We start from the raw sequence: 1,309 nt of genomic DNA on the forward strand, positions 1-1,309 counted from the left end.
CCTCCCTTCTAGCGGTCGTCGCAACACCCCGGCCTGGGGAGTGCGATGGAAGAGTTCGAGATCCGCAAGATCCGAACGCCGCAGGGGCGGAAGAAGCTGACCCGTGAGCGGGAGGAATACTTCCGCCTTATGGATCAAGGTTTCAGCAGCCGGGAAGCGTGCCGGATCGTCGGGATCAACCTCCGAACCGGGAAGCGGTGGCGGAACGGCTGGAGGCCGAACAAGTCGAACAAGAAGGGGGCACCGCCGGTCCAACGACCGACGGTGCCCCCTTCTGACGCGTCCCGCTACCTGCGCGAAGACGAGCGCATCCACATCGCCGACCGGGTGCGAGAGAAGGCGTCGGTCCGTGAGATCGCGCGCGAGCTGGGCCGTGCGCCCTCCACCATCAGCCGGGAGATCCGCCGCAACCGGCATCCCACCAACGGCCAGTACCGGCCGCACGCGGCCCAGTCCCGCGCCGACGCGCGCCGGCCCCGCCCCAAGCCCAGCAAGATCGGGCAGAACCCGGAGTTACGGGCCTACATTCAAGAGCACCTGCACAAGCGCTGGAGCCCGGAGCAGATCGTCCAGGGCCTGCGCAGGACCTTTCCCGATCGGGCGGAGATGCATGTGTGCCACGAGACCATCTACCAGGCCCTCTACGTCCAAGGCCGCGGCGAGCTGCGCCGTGAGCTGACCCGGGCGCTGCGCACCGGCCGCGCCATGCGCAAGCCGCGCCGCCTGGCCCAGCAGCGCCAGCCCCGCTACAGCGCGCCCATGGTGATGATCAGCGAGCGGCCCGCCGAGGCCGCCGACCGCGCCGTGCCCGGCCACTGGGAAGGCGATCTGATCATCGGCAAGAACCAGGCATCGGCCATCGGCACCCTGGTCGAGCGCACCACACGCTACGTGATGCTCGTCCATCTGCCGATCGACCGCAGCGCCGAGCGCATGCGCGACGCCCTGCTGGACACCATCGCGACGCTACCCGCCCAGCTCAAGCGGTCCCTGACCTGGGACCAAGGCAGCGAGATGGGCCGCCACCACGAGTTCTCCCTCGCCGCTGACATGCCGGTCTACTTCTGCGATCCGGCCAGCCCGTGGCAGCGCGGTTCCAACGAGAACACGAACGGCCTGCTGCGCCAATACTTCCCCAAGGGCACGGACCTGTCGATCCACACCCGCGACCAGCTCGACGTCGTCGCTGCTGAATTGAACTCCAGACCACGAAAAACGCTCGGCTGGGAAACCCCAGCCGAGCGTCTCGCTATGCTGCTGGCCGCAGCCAGTTGATCAATCAGTGTTGCGACGACCTCTGGAATTCGCC

At 67.8% G+C, this 1,309-nt stretch carries 1 protein-coding gene; it reads left to right on the plus strand.

What is annotated here, in order from left to right:
• Positions 1-45: 45 nt before the first annotated feature.
• Positions 46-1,275, plus strand: coding sequence for an IS30 family transposase (locus ABFX50_RS50560; RefSeq protein WP_379504574.1), 1,230 nt, complete (start codon positions 46-48; stop codon positions 1,273-1,275).
• Positions 1,276-1,309: the final 34 nt, after the last annotated feature.

The organism is Nonomuraea recticatena (assembly GCF_039533245.1).
Lineage (GTDB): Bacteria > Actinomycetota > Actinomycetes > Streptosporangiales > Streptosporangiaceae > Nonomuraea > Nonomuraea roseola.

Coding starts and splice junctions, on each gene's coding strand:
- ABFX50_RS50560 (WP_379504574.1), top strand. CDS start 46: ATGGAAGAGTTCGAGATCCGCAAGATCCGAACGCCGCAGGGGCGGAAG.